This is a genomic window from Bartonella sp. AP4SXKL, assembly GCF_042195845.1.
Taxonomy (GTDB): Bacteria; Pseudomonadota; Alphaproteobacteria; order Rhizobiales; family Rhizobiaceae; genus Bartonella.
In genome coordinates this window covers 16,354-39,993 of the sequence record NZ_JBHIPA010000006.1, presented here as the reverse complement: position 1 = coordinate 39,993, position 23,640 = coordinate 16,354, and the positions used below count along the sequence as shown (strand labels likewise).

The 23,640-nt window shown below is 36.9% G+C and carries 16 protein-coding genes; 5 read left to right on the top strand and 11 right to left on the bottom strand.

Annotated elements, in window-relative coordinates; genetic code table 11:
- Positions 1–2: 2 nt before the first annotated feature.
- The 5 genes from ugpA to ACFIMI_RS04330 form a co-directional block, all read right to left on the bottom strand.
- Complete coding sequence (ugpA, locus tag ACFIMI_RS04350) at positions 3–887, bottom strand: sn-glycerol-3-phosphate ABC transporter permease UgpA (RefSeq protein ID WP_375627662.1); 885 nt, start codon at positions 885–887, stop codon at positions 3–5.
- Between the two features lie 95 nt (positions 888–982).
- Positions 983–2,317 carry a sn-glycerol-3-phosphate ABC transporter substrate-binding protein UgpB gene (gene ugpB / locus ACFIMI_RS04345; protein WP_375618067.1) on the bottom strand — a complete coding sequence of 445 codons (1,335 nt, stop codon included), beginning with the start codon at positions 2,315–2,317 and terminating at the stop codon, positions 983–985.
- Between the two features lie 950 nt (positions 2,318–3,267).
- A complete protein-coding gene (locus ACFIMI_RS04340) occupies positions 3,268–3,990 on the bottom strand; it encodes a glycerophosphodiester phosphodiesterase (protein ID WP_375611843.1) in 723 nt (240 codons plus the stop codon).
- A gap of 169 nt (positions 3,991–4,159) precedes the next feature.
- A complete protein-coding gene (gene guaA, locus ACFIMI_RS04335) occupies positions 4,160–5,716 on the bottom strand; it encodes a glutamine-hydrolyzing GMP synthase (RefSeq protein WP_375611844.1) in 1,557 nt (518 codons plus the stop codon).
- A 132-nt stretch (positions 5,717–5,848) separates the two neighbouring features.
- The gene (locus ACFIMI_RS04330) at positions 5,849–7,135 is read right to left on the bottom strand and encodes an RsmB/NOP family class I SAM-dependent RNA methyltransferase (protein WP_375627664.1); all 1,287 of its coding nucleotides are present in this window, start codon (positions 7,133–7,135) and stop codon (positions 5,849–5,851) included.
- Between the two features lie 466 nt (positions 7,136–7,601).
- Between ACFIMI_RS04330 and ACFIMI_RS04325 the strand changes: the two genes are divergently transcribed.
- Positions 7,602–7,748 carry a hypothetical protein gene (locus tag ACFIMI_RS04325; RefSeq protein WP_273722522.1) on the top strand — a complete coding sequence of 49 codons (147 nt, stop codon included), beginning with the start codon at positions 7,602–7,604 and terminating at the stop codon, positions 7,746–7,748.
- A gap of 178 nt (positions 7,749–7,926) precedes the next feature.
- Here ACFIMI_RS04325 and guaB read toward each other — a convergent pair whose 3' ends face one another.
- From guaB to ACFIMI_RS04310, 3 genes are all read right to left on the bottom strand, one after another.
- A complete protein-coding gene (gene guaB, locus ACFIMI_RS04320; RefSeq protein ID WP_375613284.1) occupies positions 7,927–9,426 on the bottom strand; it encodes an IMP dehydrogenase in 1,500 nt (499 codons plus the stop codon).
- A 150-nt stretch (positions 9,427–9,576) separates the two neighbouring features.
- Positions 9,577–11,148 carry a phospholipase D family protein gene (locus ACFIMI_RS04315; RefSeq protein ID WP_375613283.1) on the bottom strand — a complete coding sequence of 524 codons (1,572 nt, stop codon included), beginning with the start codon at positions 11,146–11,148 and terminating at the stop codon, positions 9,577–9,579.
- Positions 11,149–11,550: 402 nt separating this feature from the next.
- Positions 11,551–12,936 carry a sigma-54-dependent transcriptional regulator gene (locus ACFIMI_RS04310; protein ID WP_375611848.1) on the bottom strand — a complete coding sequence of 462 codons (1,386 nt, stop codon included), beginning with the start codon at positions 12,934–12,936 and terminating at the stop codon, positions 11,551–11,553.
- Positions 12,937–13,189: 253 nt separating this feature from the next.
- On the opposite strand from ACFIMI_RS04310, the gene ACFIMI_RS04305 reads away from it, so the two are divergent.
- A complete protein-coding gene (locus tag ACFIMI_RS04305; RefSeq protein WP_375611849.1) occupies positions 13,190–13,549 on the top strand; it encodes a hypothetical protein in 360 nt (119 codons plus the stop codon).
- A gap of 277 nt (positions 13,550–13,826) precedes the next feature.
- Here the strand turns inward: ACFIMI_RS04305 and ACFIMI_RS04300 are convergent, their stop codons facing one another.
- Both ACFIMI_RS04300 and ACFIMI_RS04295 read right to left on the bottom strand, forming a co-directional pair.
- Positions 13,827–14,819 (bottom strand): SIS domain-containing protein, encoded by a 993-nt coding sequence (locus ACFIMI_RS04300; RefSeq protein ID WP_375613282.1) that lies wholly within the window; start codon positions 14,817–14,819, stop codon positions 13,827–13,829.
- 39 nt (positions 14,820–14,858) lie between these two features.
- On the bottom strand, positions 14,859–15,749 hold the full coding sequence (locus ACFIMI_RS04295; protein ID WP_375638353.1) for a UTP--glucose-1-phosphate uridylyltransferase: 891 nt from the start codon (positions 15,747–15,749) through the stop codon (positions 14,859–14,861).
- A gap of 265 nt (positions 15,750–16,014) precedes the next feature.
- On the opposite strand from ACFIMI_RS04295, the gene ACFIMI_RS04290 reads away from it, so the two are divergent.
- Positions 16,015–17,271 (top strand): lytic murein transglycosylase, encoded by a 1,257-nt coding sequence (locus tag ACFIMI_RS04290; protein WP_375668324.1) that lies wholly within the window; start codon positions 16,015–16,017, stop codon positions 17,269–17,271.
- A gap of 14 nt (positions 17,272–17,285) precedes the next feature.
- The gene (locus ACFIMI_RS04285; RefSeq protein ID WP_375668325.1) at positions 17,286–18,362 is read left to right on the top strand and encodes an SGNH family hydrolase; all 1,077 of its coding nucleotides are present in this window, start codon (positions 17,286–17,288) and stop codon (positions 18,360–18,362) included.
- A 162-nt stretch (positions 18,363–18,524) separates the two neighbouring features.
- Here ACFIMI_RS04285 and ACFIMI_RS04280 read toward each other — a convergent pair whose 3' ends face one another.
- On the bottom strand, positions 18,525–20,549 hold the full coding sequence (locus ACFIMI_RS04280; protein WP_375632269.1) for a M3 family metallopeptidase: 2,025 nt from the start codon (positions 20,547–20,549) through the stop codon (positions 18,525–18,527).
- A 548-nt stretch (positions 20,550–21,097) separates the two neighbouring features.
- Between ACFIMI_RS04280 and mgtE the strand changes: the two genes are divergently transcribed.
- Positions 21,098–22,474, top strand: a complete 1,377-nt coding sequence (mgtE, locus tag ACFIMI_RS04275; protein WP_375606748.1) for a magnesium transporter — start codon at positions 21,098–21,100, stop codon at positions 22,472–22,474.
- Positions 22,475–23,640: the final 1,166 nt, after the last annotated feature.

Genomic DNA, 23,640 nt, shown 5'->3' with positions numbered 1-23,640 from the left:
TCCTAATATTGTACACGGCGCTCAATCCAGCGAAACTGGATAAACGTTAAGACAATAACCATCAACATCAATATTGTTGATTGTGCTGCTGATGCACCGATTATTTGATTTCTAAAGCCATCGTCATATACTTTATAGACGAGGATGCTCGTTGCACGCGCAGGACCTCCAGAAGTTGTATTATCAATAATACCAAAAGTATCAAACATAACATAATTGACATTGACAATAAGAAGGAAAAACGTCGTTGGTGAAATTTGCGGGAAAACCACTGTCCAAAATCGTTTAAAGGGACCAGCACCATCAATGGCGGCTGCTTCTATTTGAGAACGCGGAACAGATTGAAGACCTGTAAGAAAAAAGAGAAAATTGTAAGAAATTTGTTTCCAACTAGCCGCAATGACAATAAGAATCATTGCTTGAGTGCCATTAATACGATAATTCCATAGCACCCCTATTTTCTCGAGAAAAAAAGGGATAATTCCGATGGTGGGATGAAAGATAAACAGCCACAATATACCTGCCAATACTGGAGCAACAGCATAGGGCCAGAGCAAAAGCATTGTATAAGCCTTTTTTGCACGGATGACACGATCAACACAGACAGCTAAGAGAAGTGATATTGTCATTGAAGCGACAGTAACTGAGATGGAAAATACTGCGGTTGTAAAAAGCGATTGCCGATAAGTAGGATCAGAAAGAACGGTTAGATAATTCTCAAAACCAATAAAGGTTGTTGTAAAGCCAAAAGGGTCTTCACGTTCAAAAGATGATTTTATTGCTTGAGCAGCAGGCCAAAAGAAAAACAAAAAAGTCACAAGAAGCTGAGGAAAAAGCAGTCCGTAAGAAAGTAGACTATTTTTAAAATATGCATGTTTTTCTTGCATTCATAGGGCTCTTTAAATGTAGAGACTTTAAAAAAGTAAACAAAAAGGACTCAACCGTTTTTGTTGAGTCTTTAATGTTTAACAATAAAACGAAATTAATGATTAGATCTTTCAAATTCACGCAAGAGTTTATTTCCACGTTCAACGGTCTCATCTAAACCATCTTTCGGCGTTTTTGAACCACTAAGAACAGCTTCCAACTCTTGATCAAGAATGGCACGAATTTGTGGTAAATTACCAAATCTTATCCCTTTTGAGTTAACTGTTGGTGGATTAAGATTAATCTGTTTGATAGCTATATCCGCACCTGGCGTTTTTTCATAGAAATGTTGTTTTTTGCTCAATTCATAAGTCGCTTTTGTGGTTGGGAGATAACCTGTTTCCTGATGCCATTTTGCTTGATTTTCTGTTTTTGAAAGAAATTTAAGAAAAGCGGCTGCCCCTGCATATTCCTTTGGAGTATGGCCCTTAAACGCCCAAATAGAAGCTCCCCCAATAACTGAATTTTGTGGTGCTCCTTCTGTATCCTTATAGTACGGTAGCATACCAACCCCCACATTAAACTGAGCTTCAGAAACAATTCCAGCATGTGATCCTGAAGATTGCATAAAAATTGCACAATTTTGTGCCATAAACATTGGTGTTGAATCTAATGCACCTGCTGGACCACCATAACGGAAAATACCTTGATCAGACCACTTTTTCAGGTCAGTCCACATACGCACTTGTAAAGGTCCATTAAATGTAAGTTCTGAATCAAGTCCTTTAAAGCCATTTTCCTTCGTTCCAAAAGGAACATTATGCAACGCTGAAAAATTTTCTATACCAATCCATTGAGCGGCATAAGCCATTGTAAAACCACAAGTTGCCGCTTTAGTCTCAAGAATTTTCTTGGAAAAGTTTTCTATATCTTGCCACGTTCTAGGAGGCTGTTCTGGATCAAGCCCTGCTTTTTTAAAGATATCTTTGTTATAATAAAGGATGGGTGTTGAAATATTAAATGGCATAGAGACGATACGCCCCTGTTCATCGGAGTAATAACCACTAATAGCAGGGAAATAATCTGTAGGATCAAATTCTTGTTTTGTATCAGCCATAAGTTGATAAAATGGGTAGATTGCACCTTTTGCAGCCATCATAGTTCCAGTACCAACGTCATAAATTTGAGCAAGTACTGGCTGTTTCTTTCCACGAAATGCTGCAATGAGTGAAATCAATCCCTCTTCATATTCACCGCGAAATGAAGAAACAACTTTATACTCAGATTGACTTGCATTAAAATCGTTAATGAGACTTTCAGTTTGCTTTCCTAATTCACCACTCATAGAATGCCAAAAGCTGATTTTTGTCTGTGCAAAACTTTCTGTCATCCCCGCTGTGGACATTATGATAGCAACCGTGGCCGCTATGGAAAGATAAAAACGACTCATGCTTCACCCTTTCTGAAGTGATGGAATACAAACTACCCCTAAATTTATAGTATTACACATGAACATGCTATGACAGTTTTATTTCAGAAACATATTCTCTCATTTAAACAGGATCCACCTAAAGGTCAAATGAATTTGTTTAAACTTATTTATTTTCTTTTATAAGCTTTCTTATGTATTCACGAAATACGCGTTTGTAACTATCTGAAAAAAGTGAGATGGCTTAAATAAGCAAAGTCACTTGGTAAAAAGATATGGATCGTAAATATCATTCAATGACTATTTTAATATCTGGATTTACTTTTTTAAAAAGAATTGTTTATTCTTTTATTATTTGTCTTATAACTTTAACACGATGTTGCTACTGAATTTAAAGAAGAGACAAATAGAATTTTTTTAAAATTAAGAAAATCATTTTGAAGCGCTTAATAGTCTCTTTCCCTGTAACAAGATCACACCCCTCACGCAAAACAAAATGACACTGTATAACCAATTTCCATGCTGTTAAAAAATCTTTCAATACATCTACATTTCATGATAGCACCTATAAAATAAGCCCTAAAGCCTCTCCATTAAAGTATATAAGACTTTTTGTATGCCATCATTTTTACACTTCATAAAAGTGCAAAACGACATCATCATGTGCGATCCTAATGCTTCAACAAATCTTGCATTTAAAATACGTTAAATGAATATTTTTATTCTTTTCTCAATCATTTTTTATCCACACACCAACCCTGCTTGTAATGTGCAAACGAATGATTTTGATTGATTCATTGTAAAAATATTTGAAATAAGAGAATCTTACGTATTAAGGTCTCTTACTCACATGAATAAAATATTAATTATGATTATAAATCAATGTATTATTGTCGTATATTAGATAATTTTTCTTCTTTCATTACGCTAACTTTATGAAGATATATAGTTCCTTTTGTGTTGATGTATTTTTACCTTTGTGCACACAATTGCAATGCGAGATCAGGTTGATCTGTCGTAATATAATGTACAGGCATATCAAGCCAATATGATAACCGAGCTTTTCCATTAATTGTCCATACCCCTACAGTAAAACCAGCCTCAAGAGCTGATTCAATAAAGTTCTGTGAAACAATAGAGCCATCTAAACTTAGATCAGAATAACCTAATTGCTTCCATTCAGAAAAATGACGGTACATATCACCTTCGAAATTATCAACACATGGACCAGATGGTATTCCTGCTTCAATAAAAGGACGAAGGATAAAAGGATCAAAACTAATAGCAGAAACCCGTTCTGATAAATTTCGGCTTTTTATTAGCGCAAGCGCTTTTTGGGATAATATTGTTTCGCGCTCCACTTCACCGCATGTCTTGATTTCAAGATGCAATGCAACATTCGTTGGTGCTAAAAGATCAAGCACTTCTTCTAATAAGGGAGGTGCTTCTTGGCTTCCTTTTACGCAGAGTTGTTTGCGTGTTTCATTATCAATGTCGTGAATATACCCCTTTTTTCCAACCAATTGGTCTAGACGGAAGTCGTGAAAGACAACCACTTCACCGCTTTTTAGCAAATGAACGTCGCATTCAACTTCATCAACACCTAACGCTATAGCATTATTAAATGCCGAAAGGGTATTTTCAGGATAAAGATGAGCTCCTCCACGGTGTGCAACAATTTTTTTCTCAGACATGCAAAATCCCACACTTCTCAATTTTAAACGATATTGACGTACAGATTGCCAGATAAAAGCTTATATCATATGAAAATACACAATCATTTTTAAATGATTTTTTCTACACTTTTCGAATATCAAACCCTCAGTCATATTTTATTCTTAAAAGACTTATCCTTCATTTTAATTATTCCCATTCAATAGTACTAGGAGGCTTTGAGGTTACATCATATACAACACGATTAATCCCTCTAACTTCGTTAATAATACGTGCTGCTGTCTTACTTAAAAACGCCATATCATAAGGATAAAAATCAGCAGTCATTCCATCTACAGATGTGACGGCGCGAAGAGCACAAACAAATTCATAAGTGCGACCATCCCCCATAACACCAACAGTTTGAACTGGAAGAAGAACAGCAAAAGCTTGCCAAATTTCATCATAAAGACCGGCCTTACGGATTTCCTCAAGATAAATAGCATCTGCTTCGCGTAAAATTTCTAATTTTTCACGTGTTACAGCACCTGGACACCGAATTGCAAGGCCGGGACCTGGAAAAGGATGGCGACCAATAAACTGCTCCGGTAGCCCTAACTCTCGTCCTAGCGAGCGAACCTCATCCTTAAAGAGCTCACGTAACGGTTCTACAAGTTTCATCTTCATCTGTTCTGGTAGCCCACCCACATTATGATGGCTTTTAATGGTTACCGTTTCACCAATAGCAGACACACTCTCAATAACATCTGGATAAAGTGTTCCTTGTGCTAAAAACTCTGCACCTCCTATTTTTTTCGTTTCTTCTTCAAAAACTTCAATAAAAAGGCGACCAATTGTTTTGCGTTTTTTTTCTGGATCTGTCTCACCTTTTAAAGCATTAAGAAACACATCAGCAGCATTAACGTGAATAAGCTCTATATTATAATGATCACGAAAGAGCGTGAGAACTTCTTCAGCTTCATTCTTGCGCATCAGCCCATGGTCTACCAAAATACATGTCAGTTGATCTCCTATAGCTTCATGAAGGAGTACCGCTACAACAGATGAATCCACTCCCCCTGAAAGACCACAAATCACACGACTTTTCCCAACTTTTTGTCGTATCGTAGCAATTGCCTGCTCACGATAAGAAGCCATTGACCAATTGCCTTTAATAGCAGAGATCTTATGAACAAAATTTTGCAAAAGTTTTGTACCATCCGGTGTATGGATAACTTCAGGATGAAACTGTACCGCATAAAAATGTCTTTTTTCATCCGCAATAGCCGCATAGGGAGCTCCTTTTGAGGTTCCTATGACACGAAAACCTTCTGGTAAAGCTGCCACACGGTCACCATGGCTCATCCATACTTGATAACGAGAACCTTTTTCCCACACTCCATCAAAAAGGGCACTCTCTTCTTGAACTTCCAAAAAAGCACGCCCAAATTCACGCTCATGTCCAGCTTCAACCTTTCCTCCAAGCTGAACACACATGACTTGTTCACCATAGCAAATACCCAAAATCGGAACACCCGCCTCAAAAATTTCCATTGGTGCACGCGGAGAGCCCTCATCAATAACGGAATAAGGACTCCCTGATAAAATAATAGCTTTAGGATTTATGCGGCGCACAGCTTCTAAAGCCAATTGAAAAGGAGCAATTTCACAATATACCCCCATTGCTCGTACCCGTCGTGCAATAAGTTGTGTAACTTGTGAACCAAAGTCAATAATAAGAACAGTGTCTGGATGTGATATGCTCATAGAAAACCAATCAACAATTGTAAAAGAAAACTCATGAGAGTTATGATTTAATCTTTCTCTTTTCACAAGCCTATTTTCTTACGAAAAAGATTATTCTCGTAAAGTTTATGATAAAAAGTGCAAAAATATGGATCAATGTTTTTTTTGCAACACAGATAAAAAGAACCCATCTGTTTGTGTTGTGGCTGGCGACAAAGTAAGTCCATAATTTGAAAAAACTGGTTGCACAGGAGAAAAACTAAAATGTTTCTGCCAAAGCGCTGGCATATCTATTGGAGAAAAATGAGAATGTTGTTGAAGGAAATGGGAAATTTGTTCCTCATTTTCATCTGTAAAAAGAGAACAGGTAATATAGATTAAGCGCCCATTTGGCTTAAGATAAGCTATCGCTTCATTCAAAATATCCCTCTGTTCTGTTTGGCGTTGTTTCACTTGTTCTAATGTTAAACGCCATTTCGCATCTGGACGACGACGCCATGTTCCTGTCCCACTACATGGTGCATCTAGTAGAACTCTATCCATCTGGCCTATTAATGGCTTCAATTCTTCTTTTTGTGCTCGTGTTTGTACATTACGAACACCAGCGCGTCGAAGACGATCAAAAATAGGAGCTAAGCGCGCTTTATCGGAATCATAAGCATAAATTTGCCCACGATTGTTCATATCGGAAGCTAAAGCTAATGTTTTGCCACCAGCACCTGCACAATAATCTAATACCTGCATGCTCTCTTGCGCTTCCACAAGGTGAGCAACAATTTGAGATCCTAAATCCTGTATTTCAAAGTGTCCTTTTTGAAAAGCTGGTTCCACTTGAACATTGGGATGACGATTAAACTTTTCAATCGGTGCAATTCTTAAAGCTTGCCCAAACCATGGAAAAGATTTAAGTTTGGTTTTTGCTAATTCTTTCAGCACCTTTTCTGGTGTTGCCTTTAGGTTATTTACCCGTAGGTCTAAAGAAGGACGCGTTGCTAACGCAGCCGCTTCAGTGATCCAATTATCACCAAATAAAGGACGCAGATGCGCTTGACACCATTGCGGAATATCACCACGAATATAGTCTGGAGCATCCACTAATTGCTGACCTTGCCACGATTTACGCTGTTTAGCCCCTAATAACTGCGGTGCAAACCGATCTTCTGTCAACTCACCGTCAATTTGCTCCAGCGTCATTTTTCCAGAATCTAATAAGGCACCAAAAACGATATCTCGGATATCATCACTCTCCATACGCCATTGTAAAGAATAACGTCGTCTTAAAACATCATAAACGATTGTACCAATAGCTGCACGATCACCTGCTCCAGCAAAGCGATGAGAAAGACCCCAATCCTTTAAAGCTTCTCCTACTGGGCGATGCTTCATTTCTATCTCTGTGAGAACATCTATTGCTGCTTGCAAACGCCCACCTAATCGCATTCATTTCTCCCATTAAAATAATAAAATTTTAAATCATCTAAAAAATAATATTATCGCCTTCTTGCCAATGAAACCTTCTCAACGCCATAAAAAATTTACATTCAATCTTAAAACGATCTGATCATACTTTTTTATAAGATCCAATTTAGAGTATCTAAATTTTTCCTTTCATCTTCTGCCCATTCGTTTTTTATCCTTCTACCTCTTATACTAAAAGATACGTAGCCATCCATAAAAAACTTATTTCCGCCATGCATTACGAAAAAAACAAACTCTTTAATTTATTGGCGTAAAATAAAGTTTACGAGGATTGTCTGAACAATAGAAAAAATCTTCTCATAAAATTAAACAAGCTCATCTTACGTTCAACAAAAAATTAACTTTTTAGAAAATGCTTGGAACCACTATTTGGCATGACCGTTTTTACTCTAATGGCAACTGCCAGACAATTTTAAAGGAGAAAATAATGACTTATAATAATGGAAAAACAACTTCGTCTAAAAGCCGTCATAATACAATGCCCTCAAACAACGGAAAGAAATCCGTTCAAAGTGATCAGACAAACACTCGCCAACGTGCGTCAAAGACTGGACGGAAGACAACAAAAAGTTAATTCTAATTTTATATAACTTATTTCATATAGTCTTAACAGAAAGAATTAGAGTTTTAACCTCTAATTCTTTCCTTTTTGGGATTATTACACCAAATTACAAACAGAAAAAGCGCAGTCTCTCTTTCTTGTTCTCGGCAAATTTTATATTTATGCAATATGATATTAGGCTCTTGTATCTTTAAACTGGCCCACGATAATTTGGACTCTCTCGTGTGATAGAAACATCATGCGTATGACTTTCATGGAGTCCCGCATTCGTAATACGTACAAACGTTGCTTTTTCACGAAACTCTACGAGATCTTTTGCTCCAACATACCCCATCGAAGCACGAAGTCCACCAGCAAGCTGATGTAGAACTGATGCTATAGGACCTTTATAAGCCACCTGCCCCTCCACACCCTCAGGAACCAACTTAAGTTCATCACGAACATCATCTTGAAAATAGCGATCTGCCGATCCTCGTGCCATAGCACCAACAGATCCCATGCCGCGATAAGCTTTAAAGGATCGTCCTTGATAAAGATAAACTTCGCCAGGACTTTCTTCTGTACCCGCTAAAAGAGAGCCAATCATAGCAGCACAAGCCCCACCTGCTAAGGCTTTAGCAAAATCACCCGAAGCTTTTATCCCCCCATCAGCAATAACGGGAATGCCCGCTTTTTCAGCAACTTCTGCAGCATTCATAATGGCTGCAAGCTGAGGAACACCAACACCTGCAACAATTCGCGTTGTGCAAATAGAACCAGGACCAATCCCAACTTTTATAGCATCCGCACCACTGTCAATCAAAGCCTGTGTTGCTTGAGCAGTCGCCACATTACCAGCAATAATAGCTGGAGAAAACGTCATTTTTTTAATACGCTCAACAGTGTCTAATACACGCTGAGAATGTCCATGTGCAGTATCAATTACTAGAATATCAACGCCTGCATCAATTAATCGTTCAGCCCGCTCAAACCCATCGTTCCCTACACTACTTGCAGCTGCAACACGCAAGCGACCTTGTGAATCTTTGGCAGCGTTTGGATTTAATTTTGCTTTTTCAATATCCTTAACTGTTATCAGTCCGACACAACGATTCTGTTCATCCACAACTAATAATTTTTCAATACGATGATGATGTAAAAGATACTTCGCTTCATTGAGTTGAACATTTTCACGCACTGTGATTAAATTTTCATGCGTCATTAATTCATAAATTTTTTGTTTAGGATCCGATGCAAAACGCACATCCCTATTTGTCAAAATGCCAACAAGCCGTCCAGCAGTTTCACCTTTAGCACCATTTTCAACAACCGGAATACCGGAAATACCATGAGAGCGCATCAAAGATTTTGCTTCTTCAAGTGTTGCATCTGGTCCAATGGTGACTGGATTAACAACCATACCAGATTCAAACTTTTTTACTTGGCGAACTTCTTCTGCCTGCTCTGCAGGAGACATATTACGATGAATAACCCCAAGACCACCAGCTTGAGCCATAGCAATTGCCAAACGCGATTCTGTTACCGTATCCATTGCCGCAGAAAGCAATGGCAAATTGAGCTTAATATCCGCTGCAATGCGCGTACTGAGATCCACTTGACTAGGCATAACAAGAGAATGACCGGGTTGTAAAAGTACATCATCAAAAGTCAGTGCCAATGCACCTGTCCCCGTTTCAACAATCTTTGCCATATCAAAATTCCTTTTATAATAAAACACCGCAAGAAGCTTTAAAATACAACTGCGGTTCTCATACATGGTAGATTGGCAAAAAATTATGCCATGCTACAAACAAAATGAAAAGAAAAATAAATATTTTTTTTAAGTGTGGTTTATAAAAATTTACAATTGTGATTCAATAGGTAACCAACTTATTATTTTTGCAAATGCGCGACGCCAAAAATTGCTTTCTGGCTCATAGTCAATGCTATATTTTTTTTCATTTTCAATAAAATCCCAATAAATACGATTATTATCACCAAGACGCAGATGATAGCTCATTTCCCCTGTGGTTTCTTCAGAAAACAACAAATCTAATCTTGCTGTAATGGGAGCACATTCAAAAAGAATGCCCATTTCTGTATTTAATGATGCTGATCTTGGATCAAAATTTAAAGATCCAATAAAAGCTGTTTTACGATCAATTAAAAAAGCTTTGGCATGTAGACTTGCCTTACTCGATCGAAACAATCGTAACCCATGAGTATTGCCTTCCGCTTTTAATTCATAAAGATTAACACCACTTTTCAACAATGCCTTACGATAAGGTACATAACCACCATGCACTAATGCTACATCAGTAGCTGCTAAAGAATTTGTCAGAATTTTGACATCAACACCTTTTGAAACCAAATTACTAAAATTCTGCGTGCCAACCTTACCAGGAACAAAATAAGGTGACGTAATCTGAACCGTTTTTTGGGCATTTCCAATAACCTTTGAAAGTGCCTTCATAAGCCAATTACTTGCTTTTTTACGCAATGCTTTTTCTGGAGGGTCAGAAAGAACAACAACTTTGTCTGCTAAAAATAACCGCTTTCCTGTTTGGATAAAACAATTAAAGTTAATGTGCTCTTTGACATAATCTAAATAAACTTTTGCAACTTTGGAATCACGAAACTTTCGTAATTTATCTTTCCAATAGCTAAGATCACTTGCGCTTTTAGGAACAACCAAAGTATGAATTGGCAAAACAACAGCACTATTCCAAAAATCATCAAAGATACTTTCTACCTTTTTAACAGAAGGACCGATTAACATCAAATCTAAATCTCGAAAATGGGATTCTTTACCAGCATCAAAATAAGAATCTGCAAGATTACGTCCTCCTACAAAAGCGACCCTGCCATCAACAATAAAAGCTTTATTATGCATTCTACGTGTTACAGTAATTGCCCGTAATATAATTTCTAAACCACGGCGTAAACCACCTTTACGCGATCGCCCTGGATTAAACATTCTCACCTCAATGTGAGGATGTTTATCTAGCGCAATATAAGCTGGATCACGTGCCTGAGCATTAATATCATCCAAAAGAAGCCGTACCCGAACCCCTCGATCAGCTGCCTCAACTATTTCACTTAATAATAGGCGCCCCGTTAAATCATCATCCCAAATATAATACATCAGATCAAGGCTACGCCCAGCCTCTGCAGCTCCTATTGCCCGAACACAAAACGCATCCAAATTGCTGATAATGAGGGAAAGGGCATCTTTATCAATCCCCAATCCATTTTCTTTCTCAGCTAATTGACTGACGATACGATCAAGCTTAGTTTCATCTTTCTGAAGAGGTAACGCATAAGAACATTTTCCCCTAGCATTTTTCACAAAACGCCCATAGGTGTAGATTGCCAACATAGATGCAATAAAAAAAAAGAGGACAAAACCAATAACAATCTGTAAAAGAGTCAAAGAGGGCAAACTTTCTATTTTAAACTATCACATCATCAGTAATGCAAACGATAACACTAATCACTTTATCTTAATCGTATAGCAGATAAAATGCCACTTCTTGCTTAAGAGAGTATAAATTTAATATTGATGATACAAAAATTTTAGCGGTAGTATTTAAAAGTTTTTAAAAATGCTTCTCTGTTTTAATAAATGTAAACTTAACTAAAATTGTATAAATTGAAACAAACGATTAAAATAGTCACATAAAATTTATATTTGATTTAAATCAACAAAATCATCCACTATAGATAAATTTTACAATAAATGATTGTTTTCTTCAGCTTTCCCCCACGGACTTTATCAAAATTCACTCTATTTTTTGAAACGCTTGCTTGTCATGAAGAGAAATTTGTTATGAATTTACTTTCGTTCTTGATTTCTTATTGCTCTCAATTCTTCCATTTTTCTATAAAGTGTAGAGCGACCAATATGAAGGCGACGCGCAATCTCACTCATATGTCCTTTATAATGTTTAATCGCTTTCTCTATAATATCATGCTCCATTTCTGCAAAAGTACGTACATGCCCATCAGTATTCAAAAATTTTATCGATTCTTGCTCATTATCTTCTTGCATATTACCCTCAATGATATTGGGAACATTCATTAATGAATTTCCCATTAATTGCGGAAAATCTCGAACAGTTAATAACGGTCCTTCACTGAGTAAAATCGCACGAAATAAAAAGGTTTCAAGCTCATTTCTATTGCCAGGCCAATCATACTGCATAAGCAAGGAAAGAGCAGAGCCTGCTAAACCATGGACATGTGATCGCCCTGTTTCTGTGATAATGCGATCAATCAAACGTTGTGTGATCTCTGGAAAATCATCCCTTAATTCTCGTAAAGCAGGAACGCTAATAGACAAGTGAGAAAATTGTTCAAACAAACTATGCAAAAAAAAGTTCTCATTAACCAAGTCCTTTAAACGCGATGTTGAAATAGCGATGATCCGAAAAGGAAAAAAATCTCCTTTTGTATCCCTTTCCCTTTCTTTAAGGTAATGAGCAAACCGTTTTTGCTGTATGGGCTCAAGTCGATCAATATCACAAAGGCAAAGTGTCCCTTTTTCAAGAGAAGAAACCAATGGTAGGAATTCTTTAAACCACTGCTGATTTTCTTCTTCTGGATCAACGATGGCTGAACATTGAAAGCGAACAAAAACACCCTCCGAAAATAATCCCTCATGATGAATAATCCGAGCTAATGTCTCACGTCCTGTTCCAGCTTCTCCCTCTATCAAAAGATTCTGTAAAGAAGTTGCTGCTTGTCTCGATTGTTCTAATACTATCTGCATAGCTCTACTTTTTACGCAAAGATCAGAAAACCGTAAATGATTCTCTTTTTTTCGCCGAATATCTCGAACCTCATGCTCCAAGGCAGAAATAAGAGCAAGGATATCCAAAGTAACTCTTACACGTAATAATGTTACTGGATGGATCCAATAATCAATAGCTCCAGCTGTTAAAGCTTTCTGGAGTAAATGCTGATTCTCTTGTTGTGCTATAACGACAATAGGAACAGAAACACCAGCAACTCTAATCATTTTAATCAAATCGCTCACACTCAAATCACTCATAACGACATCAAGGAGTGCAAGCACAATGTTTTTACGCCTGTGTAAAAGATCAATCGTACGGAGACCATTTTCTGCTTCAATGACACGATAACCAAAACCTCGCAGCATAGAAGAAAGTTCTATACGTCTTCCATAATCTTCACTCGCAACAAGAATGGGACCAACCATAATGTCAATAATCTCCTTTGAGACTACTTAGCAGCTTAATATAAAAATTGTTGTAAACCATAAGAAATATTTTACCTCTTGTGTTTCACTTACGAAATTCATCAAGCTGTCAATTAAATACAACATTAAGGCATTTTTTTCCATTTTTTTGCTTTTTCATTGATTTTTATCAAATTTTTCATATTGACTCATGGGGTAATTTAATAATGTTATAGAAACTAGAGAGCAAAATAATCTAAATAGAGTGCAATAAATGAAACATACCTATCATATTTTATGTCTTACAATTACCGCCTTGCTGTTAAGTGCCTGTAACTTTTCGCGATATTATAACTCAAATATGCCAACTGGAATTGATGGAAAATGGGTTGATGAGAATGGTATTATTTCTTCTTTCCACAATGGTGTTTTTGAAACGCATGCAGCAGATACAGAAGAAAAACTATCAGAAGGAGCATATAATTATCTCAATGCCCAAAATATAGAAATTGAAATACGCTCTATTCTCCGTGGAACAATTTCTAGAGTCAATTGTACAATGTCATATGACGCCACACAACTTCTCTGCACCTCACATACAGGAGCACAGTTTTTCCTTAAGCGGAAATCTTAACAAAGTACAAGGGAAACCTCTCTTAAGAACAGAGGGAGCACACACATTAAGCAGGAGGCGATATCCTTTCTCCTCCTGATAGAAAATCCTCTCTAAAATACGCAAAGAGGCTGGTATAATCTTTACCCTGAAAATTTTCTAAACATTATGAAATGCGTAAAATAATCATTTTCTTCCACAAAATATCAGTAAAGCCACCTCACAATAAAATTGTAACTTTGTATCATTCAATCTATTTCAACCTAAAATAACATTTTATTTGATAGGGAACTTTAATCTAAGCAGCGCCAATGCGCAAAAGATCATGAAAATGAACAATTCCTATCGGTTTTTTATCTTCAACCACAAAAAATGCACCAATCTGATGATCATTAATAAAAGCTGTTGCTGCACCAACAAGTGTATTTGGCTTTACAACTTTAGGAGCTTTGGTCATCACCTCGTCAACATTAAATTTTGATAAATTAAAATGAATGTTACGTGCAAGATCGCCATCAGTTACAATTCCGATTAGTTCACCTTCTTGATTCACAACACCAACACAACCAAAATGTTTTTCCACCAAAACATTCATCGCTTCAGTCATAGCTGTTCCCTGCATAACCAAAGGAATATTATCACCCTCATGCATAATATCACACACGTATTTAAGGCTTGCACCAAGAGAACCACCAGGATGATATATTTTGAAATCCGTTGCGGTAAAACCACGCATTTCTAAAAGAGAAACCGCTAATGCATCTCCCATTGCCAATTGCATAATTGTTGAAGTTGTAGGGGCTAAACCATGGGGGCACGCCTCTTCTATCTTTGGTAATAATAGTACAATATCAGCTTGTCGTCCTAACACAGAGTGCTTACTTGATGTCATCGCAATAAGGGGGATACGAAAACGCGCCGCATAACTTATAATACCACTTAACTCTTGAGTTTCACCAGACCATGATAAAGCAAGAATAACGTCATCAGAGCCAATCATACCAAGATCACCATGATTGGCTTCTGCAGCGTGAACAAAAAAGGCAGGTGTTCCAGTTGAGGCTAAGGTTGCTGCAATTTTTGTCCCTATATGACCACTTTTTCCAAGACCAGTAATAACCACATGTCCACGAGCATTTCTAATAGTTTGAACAGCCGCTTCAAAAGAAGAAGAAAGACTTTCCAGAAGAGCTTTTTCAAGAGCTTCAAGCCCCTGCTTTTCACTAGCAAGTGTTTTAAGCGCTGATGCTACTGCACCTTGCAAAGCCATATGAGGAGACGATATTGTCATAATCAAATTCGACCAATAAAATTAAGTGAGAGATCTATATCACTTTTCGACATTAATGGTTTCTAGTAAATTTTTCAATGAAGCAGAAACGTGGCTGTGCATATCAGCGCGTGCCAAAGAAAATGCAACGTTGGCTTCAATAAAACCAGCTTTAGAACCGCAATCAAAAGTGCGCCCTTTTACTTGCAAACCCCAAAAATCTTGCTCATTTGAAAGCCGTATCATAGCATCTGTTAATTGAATTTCATTTCCTGTTCCCCGTTCTTGAGTGGAAAGAATATTAAAAATTTCTGGCTGCAAAATATAACGTCCATTGATGTACAAATTTGATGGTGCCGTACCTTGTGCTGGTTTCTCTACCATTTTTGTGATTTCAAAACCATTTGCAATCTGTTTGCCTTTCCCAACAATACCATATTTATGTGTTTCTCTAGGATCGCATTCCTGAACTGCTATAATATTTCCCCCACCCACCTTTTCATAAAGGCTCATCATTTCAGAAAGACAGCCCTTTTTCGCTTGTATCAACATATCCGGTAATAACAAAGCAAAAGGTTCCCCTGCAACTAATTCACGTGCACACCAAAGAGCATGCCCTAATCCCAAAGGTTGCTGTTGCCGAGTGAAAGAAGTTGACCCTGGTAATGGCTGTAAACGGTATAAGTGTGCAAGATCTTCTTTCTTTCCACATTCAGCAAGTATCGTGTATAATTCAACTTGCGCATCAAAATAATCCTCAATGACTGCTTTGTTACGTCCAGTCACAAAAATAAAATGCTCAATACCAGCTTCCCTCGCCTCATCCACAACATATTGAATAACAGGTTTATCAACAACTGTTAGCATTTCTTTAGGAATCGTTTTTGTCGCAGGAAGAAAACGCGTACCAAGACCTGCTACTGGGAATACTGCTTTCCGGATTTTACGCACACTCACCCTCCTCAATGAATTCATATAACTTTTTTGTTTTATTTATCATATGTTTTTACGAAATGGTAAAAAAGATATCTTATTGTTTTGATTATCATTATAATGAGCAATAAAAATGTAAAAAGAGTCTGAGAATTTATTGAAGGGATTAAAACGTATTATTTATTTCAGTTTTTTCCTCTTCTTGATCATATTATCGATTAAACTAAATACAAAATAAAGTTATTGCACATCTAATGAATTGAATATTAATGGGGATTTCAAAATGCAAAAAACAGAATTGAAGACTTTCTCTTTTTTAGAGAAGTCAATAGCTTGGAGAACTCTTCTCACTGGCTCTGCCGTTATTTTTTCTGCTTTTTTAATGTTTTTTGCACCCCTTTCATATGCTGATAGCGGATTTAAACACTGGATTAAAGAATTTAAAAAAATAGCTATTGCTCACAATATTACCCCCTCTACGTTTCATATGGCGTTTAAAGGTGTTAATGCCATTGATCCAGAAGTTCTAAAAAGCGCCGCATACCAACCGGAATTTGTTGCTCCTTCATGGAACTATTTCGATAATCGTGTCCATGATATTGCAATTGAGGAAGGACGACGCCAAACTCAAAAATGGAACAAATGGCTTCTTCAAATTGAAAAACGTTTTGGTGTTGATCGCAATATTCTGCTTGCTATTTGGTCAATGGAAAGCAACTATGGGAAGGTTTTAGCTAATAAAAGTGTAATGCGTGATACCATTCGCTCTCTTGCAACTTTAGCCTATGCTGATAAAAAACGTGCAAAATATGCATATACACAGCTGATTGCTGCTATGAAAATTCTACAAAGTGGCGAAATTAAACGCTCTCAACTCACTGGATCTTGGGCCGGTGCATTGGGGCATACACAATTTATTCCAAGCAGTTATCTCGCCTATGCAGTTGATATGGACCAAGATGGACGGCGTGATATCTGGAACTCTGTTCCAGATGCTCTGGCTACTGCTGCTAACCTTCTCCACAAAAATGGCTGGCAACCTAATCTTATTTGGGGAGTAGAGGTAAAAGTGCCGCAGGGGAAAACCCTTCCTGAAGGCTGGTATTCCTTTGAACAATGGAAAAAATTAGGTGTAAAACACGCAAATGGGCACCCTCTTCCTACATCAGCTGAACAAGCAATATTAAAATATCCAGATGGAGCAAAAGGACCTATATTTTTAGTCACAAAAAATTTCTTTGTTCTGAAACATTATAATAATGCAGATCGTTATGCGTTTGCTGTTGGCCTTCTTGCTGATCGCATTGCTGGACATCTTAGATTGGTAAATGATTGGCAAAGACCTTTTCAACCTCTTACTTTCCAGGAATGTAAAGAACTACAATCTCGCTTAAGTGCACTGGGCTATTATAAAGGGAATGTTGATGGAAAAATCGGAACAGCTTCTCGCAAAGCAATTAAAGCTTTTCAACTGCGTCACGGTCTAAAAGCAAATGGATATCCATCATCTCAAGTGCTTTTTCTCCTTCGCAAACAATAAGGGAGACTAAATTTTTGTCTTCTTTTCGCCTGATATACTTGACATTATTGCTGTTTTCACTTTCTATTGTGGGGATCTTACAGCCATCCCCAAGTAAAGCAACGAACTTCTTCAAATGGTTGTCACAACAAAACAAACAGACACAGCAGCCACCGCAAATTATAGAACAAAAAATAGACAAGCCGCAAAAAAAGATCGTAACACAAAAAAACATACAAAAGCTAAAAAATGAGAATGCAAAGCGCATTCTTGTCATAGGGGATTTTGCAGCTTCTGCTGTTGCTGATGCACTTAAGAAATTTTTTATAAATAATAGCGATATCGTTATCATGAACAACACAATGCCAGCTTCCGGCTTAGTTCGAACGGATTATTATTCTTGGCAAAGCAATATTTCTAAACTCATTGATCAAAATAGCCCCGATGTTATTATCATGATGATCGGTGCAAATGATAATCAACCCATCACAGACTCTCATAACATGATTAACACAGATCAGTCAGAATGGATACGCATCTACAAACAAAGAATTATCGAAATTACTGAAAGTCTTCACGCCTCTGGAAAATCATGGATATGGATAGGTCAGCCTTCTTTTGGAAATGATCTTTTGACACAAAAAATGAAAATTTTTAATGCGCTCTATAAACAAGAAACAGAAACAGCAGGAGGGTATTTTCTCGATATCTGGAGCGGCTTTAGTGATGAGACAGGAAATTTTTCTTTTTCAGGCTATGATATTAATGGAAAAATAACCAAATTACGCACCAATAATGGCATGCATTTCACCCCTGAAGGAAAGAAAAAACTTGCCTCTTATTTAGAAAAACCATTGAAAAATATTTCAAATTTTTATGCCTTTTCTCATGAAAATTCTTACTCAACCGATCAAGTTATTCAAAAACTTATACAAGAATCAGAGAATCAAGAGCGGAGTAAAATTATGCGTCAGCCTCCAATGAGCCTCGATGATATGGCACAAAAAAACACTCACCTTTTAGGCAAAAGAAAGTCAAGTTTTATAAAAAAATCATGGTTTCCACCAAATGGGCATCAAAAAGATCGAGCTGATAATTTTTCTTTCCCATAATGTCTATTTAAAATACAAAATCTATTTTCCTCTATAAACAAAAAGCGAATAAGATAAAAAACTCTGTTTACAGAGCTATAATGAAGAGAAAATTTGCATAAATCGCAACTGTACCTTTCGAATAATATGAAAACGGCATGGTGTTAACCATACCGTTATATCTTATAGTCCACGTTTGTTAATCATTGCCTCTGGTAAAGGCATTCGTCCCCGAAAAGCTTTATAAAGCTCCTCTGGATCACGACTTCCTCCAGCGGAGTAAATAAAACGTTTCAACTTATCAGCAAGCTCTGAATTAAAAACATCTCCCGTTTCTTCAAAAGCTTGAAAAGCATCAGCATCAAGGACTTCCGACCACATATAAGAATAGTAACCAGATGCATAACCATCCCCCGCAAACACGTGCATAAAATGTGGGGGACGATGACGCATAATAATTGTATCAGGCATTTGCAGCTTTTCTAATTCTTGGCGTTCAAACACTGTTGGATCAGTGACTGTTTCGCCTTGATGAAAAGCCATATCCACTAAAGCTGATGAGATAAATTCAACGGCAGAAAATCCTGCATTAAATGTCTGTGCTACTAAGACTTTATCTATCAACTCTTGTGGCATAGGATGGCCTGTTTTTGTATGTATAGCATAAGATTTTAATATCTCTGGTACTGTTAACCAATGTTCGTAAAGTTGAGAAGGTAGCTCAACAAAATCACGTGAAACAGATGTTCCCGACACAGATGGCCATGTGACATCAGAAAGCAAACCATGCAATGCATGTCCAAATTCGTGGAAAAGCGTACGTGCATCATCAAGTGATAAAAGAGCAACTTCCCCTTTAGGTGGTTTAGCAAAATTACAAACATTGTAGATAATAGGCTTTTGTCCGCCATCCAATTTATGTTGTGATTGCAAACTACTCATCCACGCACCGGAGCGTTTTGAAGAACGTGCAAAATAATCACCAATAAAATGCCCAAGTAGACTTCCATCAGACTTTTTTACTTCCCACAAACGTGCATCAGGATGCCAAAGTGTAACAGCGTTTTTTTCTTCAAATGTAATGCTAAAGAGTTTTTCGGCTACCCCAAAAGCCGCTTTAATCATAAGATCAAGCTGAAAATAATATTTAATCTCAGCGCTATCGAAAGAAAGTTTTTCAGTGCGAAGCTTTTCAGCATAATAACGCCAATCCCAAGCAGCTAAAGATTCATTGCTGCCCTGATTGTTGGCAAAATTTTGTAAGTCAATTTGCTCAGTAGAAGCTTTCGCTCTTGCGCGCTTCCATACAGGCATAAGCAAATCCATAACGGAATCAACACTTTTAGCCATAGTATTATCGAGCTTCAAATCTGCGAAAGATTTATATCCCAATAATTTAGCCTGCTCATCTCGAAGCGCAACAATCTCTACAATAATTGTTTTATTATCATTCTTGTTATTATTTTCACCACGTTTAGCCCAAGCTTGGAATGCAACCTCACGCAAATCACGACGATCAGAGAATTTTAAAAAAGGTTCAACAATCGAACGTGCTAGTGTTAATGCATACGCTTCTTCATTGCCTCTTTCACACGCAATTTCCTTCATTGAAGCAATGAGATCTTGCGGTAAACCAGATAAGTCTGTTTGTTTTAAAAACAGAATCCATTCAGCTTCATCATTTAAGACATTTTGTCCAAAAGTAGCATTTAAAAAAGCAAGTCTTTCATTAATTTCCAAAAGCCGTTTCTTAGCTTTTTCATCGAGTTTTGCCCCATGACAAACAAACTTTTTCCACCATAATTCAAGAACACGTGTTGTTTCACTCTCAAATGTGCCCAACTGCGACTGTTTATAAAGCATATCTATTTTCGCAAATATCCGCGCATCCATCATCATTTTTGAAGAATAACGAGAAAGTTTTACAACGAACTCTTGCTCTAGCTGTTGAATTAATACATTCGTATGAGCACTGGTGCGTAAGAAAAATATTGAACAGACACGATCAAGCGCTTTGCCGCAAAGCTCAAAAGGCTGCAAAAAATTCTCAAGCGTTGGTGGTTCTTGCACCATCGCAATTGCCTCTAGTTCTTCTTCTGCTTCTTGAAGTGCCTGTTCAAAAGCGGGTTTAAAATCTTCGTCACTTATAGAAGAAAAATCAGGAAGACCTAAAAATCCCTTCCAGTCCAGCACTGCTGCTTTTGTCATAATACTTTATGTCTCCATTATAAATTTAAACTGTAACAATTATCTTTACGACACAAATTGATAACATACTAAAACTATTTCGTGAGTTTCAAAACTACCTTTCAAAACCCTATTGAATAAAAAACCTGAAAATCGTAAAGTTCTTTCATTCAAACCATATTATATTGAAGCAATAAAGATTATTCGCTCGCACATCACAATAGAATTGCATATTAACAAAAACACTTGGAGAAAAGCATAATCTCCACTCTTTATAAAATATTGCTTTAGATTCTTTTGAAAATCGCAAACTACATTAAAGAAATGATGGTAAAATCAGAACTGATTTTTACATTTACGTTTTTATATTATCCTCAAATTAAGCTGTATTCTCGTTTTAGTGATTCAGAAACTTGTTTATAACTTATAATTTACCCTTGACTTTACTTCAAATATTAACAATTGGGAATATAGCTGGGGAGTTTTTTTAAATCTTCCATAAACTTTTGTTTTTATCTCATCTATTATCTAGATTTACAACTCTCCAACTCTTCAGGAGGTACTTTATCATGACTGAAATCAAAACGGCCTTCGACTTCAAAAATTTTTCTCCTGAAGCTCTCGCTGAAAAGTTAAAGAACCAGCATTTTGCAGACTCTATTGATATCATCAATGACCTCGATATCATGGAACGTGTAACTATTCTTAGTCTTCTGCCTCTTGATTATGTTATCGAACTTTTTGATAAACCAGAGCTTGAGCAACCTGCTGCCATCCTAGAACTTCTCCCTATAAATCGTGCTGTTGAAATTCTTGATGGCATGTCTGCCGATGCTGCTGCAGACGTCTTTCAAGAAATGGATAAGGAAACCCGCACACGACTTTATGCCTTGCTTAACCCCTTAACGCGCGCTGAACTTAAAAAACTCACCAGTTATCCTGATCATACAGCAGGAGCACTGATGACAACAGAGTTTATAGCCGTTCCTTCAAACTGGACCATACAAAAAACTTTGGATCACATTCGTGAGGTCGAGCGAACACGTGAAACAGTTTATACCAGCTATGTAATTGACCCCAAAACAGGTACTCTTCTCAAAGCTGTTTCCCTGCGTAACCTTATTCTTGCCTCACCTGATGAACAAATTCTTAATGTCCCTACCCATGACTCGCCCATTACAATATCACCTTTCACACATCATGAAGATATCGCACGCCTTTTCCAGCGCCATGATCTTCTCTCTGTGCCTGTAGTTGATGAAAGTAACCATGTCATTGGCATTGTAACCGTTGATGACGTGCTTGATACTATGGTCGATGAAATGAATGAAGATGCCTATAAATTTGGGGGTATGGAAGCACTTAATAAGCCCTATATGCAAATTAAGTTTCCTGAAATGATGAAAAAACGCGGAGGCTGGCTCGCTTTACTCTTTATCGGTGAAATGCTGACAGCAAGCGCTATGCAACATTTCGAAACAGAACTCGAAAAAGCGATTATTCTTACACTGTTCATACCTCTCATTATGAGCTCAGGAGGAAATTCCGGCTCACAGGCTACATCCCTTATTATCCGTGCATTGGCTTTACGTGAACTCACGTTGAAAGACTGGTGGAAAGTGATCATTCGTGAAATTCCAACAGGATTATCCCTTGGTCTCTTATTAGGAATTATTGGTGTTACGCGCATTGCTCTTTGGCAAAAACTGGGTATCTACGACTATGGCCAACATTGGATTGCTATTTCGACAACAGTGGGTACAGCTTTAGTTGGAATCGTTACCTTTGGTTCTCTTTCTGGATCTATGTTGCCTTTTATTCTTAAAGGTTTAAAATTTGATCCAGCAAGTGCTTCTGCTCCTTTTGTGGCAACTTTAGTAGATGTCATGGGCATTATAATCTATTTTTCTGTAGCTTCTCTCATTTTGTCAGGAACTCTTCTTTAAACATGTAAAGTAAAAACTCTTACTTATGGAAAAATCTTGTCATGTAACCTAAGATTCTTTCCATAAGAGAATAAGCTTTATTATTTATTTTCTAGCGCACCGCTCTATAGATAATTTATTATTTTTTTGAATAACAGCTCCGAATAACGTAATTTTACCTCATCATAAAGCTTCTCATATTAAATCGATTAAAGTCATCTTCTTGCCAGTCACAAACGAGATCGGTGTATGTCTAAAAACTATTCAAGAAAAAATAAAATACTTCTTATATCCTCTCTCTCTCGTATCAAAAACTGGCGCAATATTGACAGCTGAGAAAGAATAATCATGATGATACTCAACAGGCTTTATATTTCTTCACAAAGGCGTTAATAGTATACTATTCGCGTATATTATATCATTTATGAGCTCTATCATGGAATGGATGTAGTGTACGTTAAGCAATCTCTCTTAAGTACATGAATATGCAACAAAAAGTATATGCTGTTTAAAGTGTTCTGTTTGGCATGAAAAGCATACTCCTATTAGAGAGTGCAATTAACAAAAGTAAGGCAATGCACTATCTCCATGGTTTAAAAGATATTACTTTAGATGCTTTTGAAATTATAAATTGGATTAACAGCAAAGATGGGAATTTTCTTTGGATGCCTTCATATTCTTTCTAAATAAGACTGTATTCCGAGTTCATAAATAAATCAAACAGATATAACTCTTGCCCTAATCTGGCATACAAAAGCTAGAACTTCTTATAAAATTCTTAATCGTCTCAATATTTACCTCAAATACACGGTTGCATTAGATCTGGATTTTGATTGACAAGTTATGGAATAAGAAAAAGCTTTATTTAGAATAAAAATATTGTAAAGTTGTCAATAAATTGGCTATGGATTAAGAGATATTCCGGATTTTTAGCAATCTCTTTGCAAAACAACAACAATAATATGGCTAGCTTTATACTTACTCTTACAAGAGCTCATATAAATTCCTTGTGTCATATTGATAAAAATCAAGTTGACGGTGATTTTTTGGATAATTCTTAGCTCGAGAATAGAACATACGTACTATAAAAACTTTTACGAAGCTTCAGAAATTGAAGCTCAATAGAGCCTTAAAGACTTGGATAAATAGTTTTGCCATAAAAATATTGCCTCCATCTTCCAAAATTA

Coding starts and splice junctions, on each gene's coding strand:
- ACFIMI_RS04280 (WP_375632269.1), bottom strand. CDS start 20,549: ATGACAAAAGCAGCAGTGCTGGACTGGAAGGGATTTTTAGGTCTTCCT.
- mgtE (WP_375606748.1), top strand. CDS start 21,098: ATGACTGAAATCAAAACGGCCTTCGACTTCAAAAATTTTTCTCCTGAA.
- ugpB (WP_375618067.1), bottom strand. CDS start 2,317: ATGAGTCGTTTTTATCTTTCCATAGCGGCCACGGTTGCTATCATAATG.
- ACFIMI_RS04330 (WP_375627664.1), bottom strand. CDS start 7,135: ATGCGATTAGGTGGGCGTTTGCAAGCAGCAATAGATGTTCTCACAGAG.
- guaA (WP_375611844.1), bottom strand. CDS start 5,716: ATGAGCATATCACATCCAGACACTGTTCTTATTATTGACTTTGGTTCA.
- ACFIMI_RS04325 (WP_273722522.1), top strand. CDS start 7,602: ATGACTTATAATAATGGAAAAACAACTTCGTCTAAAAGCCGTCATAAT.
- guaB (WP_375613284.1), bottom strand. CDS start 9,426: ATGGCAAAGATTGTTGAAACGGGGACAGGTGCATTGGCACTGACTTTT.
- ACFIMI_RS04290 (WP_375668324.1), top strand. CDS start 16,015: ATGCAAAAAACAGAATTGAAGACTTTCTCTTTTTTAGAGAAGTCAATA.
- ACFIMI_RS04305 (WP_375611849.1), top strand. CDS start 13,190: ATGAAACATACCTATCATATTTTATGTCTTACAATTACCGCCTTGCTG.
- ACFIMI_RS04300 (WP_375613282.1), bottom strand. CDS start 14,819: ATGACAATATCGTCTCCTCATATGGCTTTGCAAGGTGCAGTAGCATCA.
- ugpA (WP_375627662.1), bottom strand. CDS start 887: ATGCAAGAAAAACATGCATATTTTAAAAATAGTCTACTTTCTTACGGA.
- ACFIMI_RS04310 (WP_375611848.1), bottom strand. CDS start 12,936: ATGGTTGGTCCCATTCTTGTTGCGAGTGAAGATTATGGAAGACGTATA.
- ACFIMI_RS04340 (WP_375611843.1), bottom strand. CDS start 3,990: ATGTCTGAGAAAAAAATTGTTGCACACCGTGGAGGAGCTCATCTTTAT.